This window comes from Paraclostridium sp. MRS3W1 (assembly GCF_032465715.1).
Lineage (GTDB): Bacteria > Bacillota > Clostridia > Peptostreptococcales > Peptostreptococcaceae > Paraclostridium > Paraclostridium dentum.
Map to the genome: position 1 here is coordinate 1 of NZ_JAWDJM010000022.1, position 5074 is coordinate 5074.

2 protein-coding genes are annotated in these 5074 nt (G+C 27.8%); one reads left to right on the forward strand and one right to left on the reverse strand.

All coding sequences use genetic code 11. The features are described from left to right. Positions 1-1187, forward strand: a 1187-nt coding sequence (locus RWY47_RS01775) for a HAMP domain-containing sensor histidine kinase (RefSeq protein WP_316030219.1), incomplete at its 5' end; no start/stop codon positions are given. A 140-nt stretch (positions 1188-1327) separates the two neighbouring features. On the opposite strand, the gene RWY47_RS01780 is transcribed toward RWY47_RS01775, so the two are convergent. Beyond that, positions 1328-4759, reverse strand: a complete 3432-nt coding sequence (locus tag RWY47_RS01780) for a pyruvate carboxylase (protein WP_224170862.1) — start codon at positions 4757-4759, stop codon at positions 1328-1330. Positions 4760-5074: the final 315 nt, after the last annotated feature.

The following is a 5074-nucleotide window of genomic DNA, read 5'->3' on the forward strand; positions in this document are numbered from 1 at the left end:
GTTCTAGGTGGTCTGTAATTTTAAAGTTTATATTTTTAAGTTTCGTATTTATTTGGATAAGTTGTTTTATAAATTTAGATAGAAAGACTAATATTTTAAAAAATAGTATAACTTATAGATTTGGAAAATTCTTTACAAATGTAATAACAAATACAATTAATTATGGGAAAAAAGTACCTTTAATAAAAAGATTAATTTTATTAGATTTATTAATACTAATGTGCACAACATTTATACTTATGTTTTTTAATGTACAATTTTACTCAATTTCATTTAGAGTAGTTATGTTTATTTTAACTCTACTATCGTCAGTTTTATTTATTGTAACTGGATATACAATAAACAGATTAGCTTATATTGATGAAATTATAGAAGGTACAGAAAAAATAAAAAATGGAGATATAAATCATAAAATAAAATTAAGAGATAACAATAGCTTAACTATTCTTGCAGAAAATATAAACAATTTAAGTGATGGTCTAGAAAATGCAATAGAAGAAACCTTAAAAAGTGAAAGAATGAAAACTGAGCTTATAACAAATGTAAGTCATGATTTAAAAACGCCTTTAACATCAATAATCAATTATGTTGACTTAATAAAAAAAGAAGAAAATGTACAGCCTGAGCACTTAAATGATTATATAAATATATTAGACAATAAGTCAAAACGTTTAAAAAATCTTATTGAAGATTTGTTTGAGGCTAGTAAAGCAAGTAGTGGAAATATTGATCTTAACATTGAAAAGTTGGATTTAAATCAACTATTAAGACAAAGTATAGGCGAAAATGAAGAAAAATTAATAGAATCTAATTTGAGTTTAAAATTAAATATCCCAAAAGAACCTGTTTATATAAATTGTGATGGAAGACGAATGTATAGAGTATTTGAAAATTTATTAGTAAATATATCTAAATACTCTCATGAAAATACAAGAGTGTATGTAGATATGGTAGTGAATGAAAATCAAGTATTTGTTTCTATGAAAAATATATCGGCATACGAATTAAACTTTGAAGCAAGTGAAATACTTGAAAGATTTAAAAGGGGAGACTTAGCTAGAAATACAGAGGGAAGCGGACTTGGACTAGCTATTGCTAGAGACTTAGTACAACTTCAAGGTGGTAAATTAGGGGTTCAAATAGATGGAGACTTATTTAAAGTAGAACTCTCATTCAACACAATATAAAATAAAAAAGCTATATCAAGTAAGTCAGCATAGTATAAATAGATAAGTTTTAGCGACCTTTCAAATCGGGTTTTTGATTTGGGGAGCAAAACTTATCTATTTATACGGAGTTGCAGTCAACTTGATATAGCTTTTTATTTTTATTTCATATCTATTAGTAATTGTTTATCTTTTACCATTTCATCTTGACTTACATAAATAGATTTAACACATCCACTTGTTTTAGCTACTATAACAGTTTCCATTTTCATAGCTTCAATAACTATAAGTGGTTGATTTTCTTTAACTTCTTCGTTTTCTTCAACTAATATATTTACAACTTTTCCAGGAATGCTAGCACCTATTTGTAAAGGGTTGTTCATATCAGCTTTTAAGATATCTTTTATATTTGAACTATAGTGAGTATCACTAACTTCTATATCTCTCATCATTCCATTTAGTTCAAATGATAAAGTTCTATTTCCGTCCTCTTTTATATCCCCGATTTCTATTAACTTTATAGTTAATACTTTTCCTTCTTCAATCTCTACTTCACATTCTTCCCCTATTGATAAACCATAAAAATATACATGACTTTCAAGTTTTGAAATATCATTATATAACTGTAAATGTTTTAAATAATCTTCATAAACATTAGGATAAAGTGTGTAACTTAATATATTTCTTACATTAGAATCCATACTAAATTTTTCATCCAGATGTTTTTTTACAGATTCAAAATCTTCACTTGGAATTAATTCTCCAGGTCTTACTGTTATAGGAGTTTCTCCTTTTAGTACTACCTTTTGAATATTCTTAGGTATTCCTCCCTCAGGTTGGCCTATCATACCCCTACAATAGTCAACAACTGAGTCTGGGAATGAAAGATTTTTCCCTTCTGAAACTATATTATCTTTATCTAATTTATTTTTCACCATAAATATTGCTAAATCACCTACAACTTTAGATGATGGAGTAACTTTAATGATATTACCTAATATTTCATTAGATTCTTTATATTTTTCTTTTACTTGATCAAACTTATCAGATAAACCTAAACTGTCAGCTTGAGGTTTTAAGTTTGTATATTGACCACCTGGAATTTCATATTTATAAATTTCAGCAGATGGATTTTTTAAATCACTTTCAAATTTTGAGTATACATTACGTAAATCTTTATAGTAATTGCCCAACTCTTCAAATCCATATAAATCTATTTTAGTATCTCTTTCTGTATTTTTAAGAGCTTCTACGATTGAATTTAATGAAGGCTGACTAGTAAGTCCTGCCATTGTTTCAAGTGCTCCATCAACAATGTCAACACCAGCTTCAGAAGCCATTAAGCATGTAGCAACTCCATTACCACTTGTATCATGAGTGTGTAGGTGGATAGGAGTATTAACATTTTCTTTTAATGCTTTTATAAGAGTATAGGCAGCGTATGGTTTTAAAAGGCCTGCCATATCTTTTATACATATAATGTCAGAACCTAATTCTTCTAAATGTCTAGCCATATTAATGTAATACTCTAAATTATACTTAGTTTTATTTGGATCTAAAATATCTCCTGTATAACATATTGTAGATTCAACAATTTTACCAGTCTCAAGAGCTGTATATATAGATGGTTTCATATTTTCAACCCAGTTAAGAGAGTCAAATATTCTAAAAACATCAATTCCTTTATTTGCAGATTCTTTTAAGAATTCTTTTATAACGTTATCGGGATAGTTTTTATAACCAACTCCATTAGATGCTCTAAATAGCATTTGAAACATTATGTTAGGAATTTCTTCTCTTAGCTTTTCAAGTCTTACCCATGGAGATTCTTTTAAAAATCTATATGCTACGTCGTAAGTTGCTCCTCCCCACATTTCAAGAGAGAATAAATCTTTCATATGCTCACTTGTTGGCTTTGCAACTTTGAGTAAGTCATAACTTCTAAGTCTTGTTGCTAAAAGAGATTGATGTGCATCTCTCATAGTTGTATCTGTTAGAAGTAGTTTTTTCTCTTTTTTTATAGATTCTAAATAATCTTTTTTACCTAGTTTATCAAATAATATTTTACTTCCTTCGTTTGGAGCAAATGTATTGCTTGATTTAGGATTATATATAGTTTGAAACTCAGGTTTTTCAGAACACTTATTTTCATTTACTATAGTATTTCCTATAAATTGAAGTAGCTTAGTTCCTCTATCCTTGCTTTCTTTTATTTCAAATAAATCTGGATTTTCATCAATGAATTTTGTACTACAGCTTCCTTGTGAGAAAATTGGGTTATTTAATACATTAACTAAGAAACCTATATTTGTTTTAACACCTCTAATTCTAAGTTCTTTAATTGAACGAACTGTTTTGTTTATAGCTCCTTTAAAAGTTCTATCCCAAGATATTGTCTTAACTAACAAACTATCGTAGTAAGGGCTTATTGTAGAGCCTGTAAACCCGTTTCCTCCATCTAACCTTATACCAAAACCTGAACCAGTTCTATAAACTTGTATTTTGCCAGTATCAGGCATAAAGTTGTTTTTAGGATCTTCTGTAGTTATTCTACATTGGATAGAGTATCCTCTTACTTGTATGTCTTCTTGCGATTTTATGTTTATAGGTTCATCTTCTAGCTTATATCCTTGAGCTATTAATATTTGACTTTGAACTATATCTATACCTGTAATCATTTCTGTTACAGTATGTTCAACTTGAACTCTTGGATTCATTTCAATAAAGTAGAAGTTTTCATTTTCATCAACTAAAAATTCTAATGTACCTGCATTTACATAGCCAACATGTTTAGCTATTTTTACAGCATTAGTACATATTTGTTCTCTAAGTTTATCAGATAGAGAAAATGCTGGAGCATATTCTATTATTTTTTGATGTCTTCTTTGAACTGAACAATCTCTTTCATATAAATGAACTATATTTCCAAACTTATCTCCAAGTATTTGAACTTCTATATGTTTTGGATTAGGTATATATTTTTCTATAAATATAATATCTTCACCAAAGGCTTTTCTTGATTCACTACATGCAGTTTCGTATTCTATATTTAAGTTATCTTCGCTATATACAATTCTCATACCTCGTCCGCCACCGCCATTAGAAGCTTTAAGCATTATAGGATAACCAATTGTATTAGCTATTTCTTTAGCTCTTTCTATGCTTTTAATTGACTCATCTATACCTGGAATAGTGGGAACATTAGCTTCTTTAGCTATTTGTTTTGAGTTGATTTTATCTCCCATCATATTCATTATTTCAGCAGATGGACCTATAAATATTATTCCGTTTTCTTCACATTTTTTTACGAACTCTGGATTTTCAGATAAAAATCCGTAACCAGGATGAATTGCATCTACATTTTTACTTTTGGCTAACTCAATTATGCCATCTATATCTAAATAAGCATCGATAGGACCTTTATCCTCTCCTATTAAATATGATTCATCAGCTTTAGTTCTAAATAAAGAATATTTATCTTCTTTGCTATATATCCCAACGCTTTTTATACCCAATTCAGAGCAAGCTCTAAATATTCTAATCGCAATTTCGCCACGATTGGCCACTAAAATTTTATTAATTTTTTTAAGCATAAGTGAAAAAATCCCCCTTAATTCTTTTGATATTAAAGATTATAGACTAATTTGCTTTAATTTTAAATATGGTTATAAAAACTCCTTAATAAATAAGAAATATTTATCGAATCATGCAACTTATATAATTTAAAAGTACATAACTATCTTATTAAACACGTGTAAAAAAGGTGAAATCACTTAAAAAGTATATTTTCCGAACAAATATAAAGTAAGCTTTTTAAAATACTTTATATTAAAAAGAAATAATTAATTATACAAACATATATTTAAGAAAATTTAACATAAATTCACCAAATTTGCTTTGATTAATAA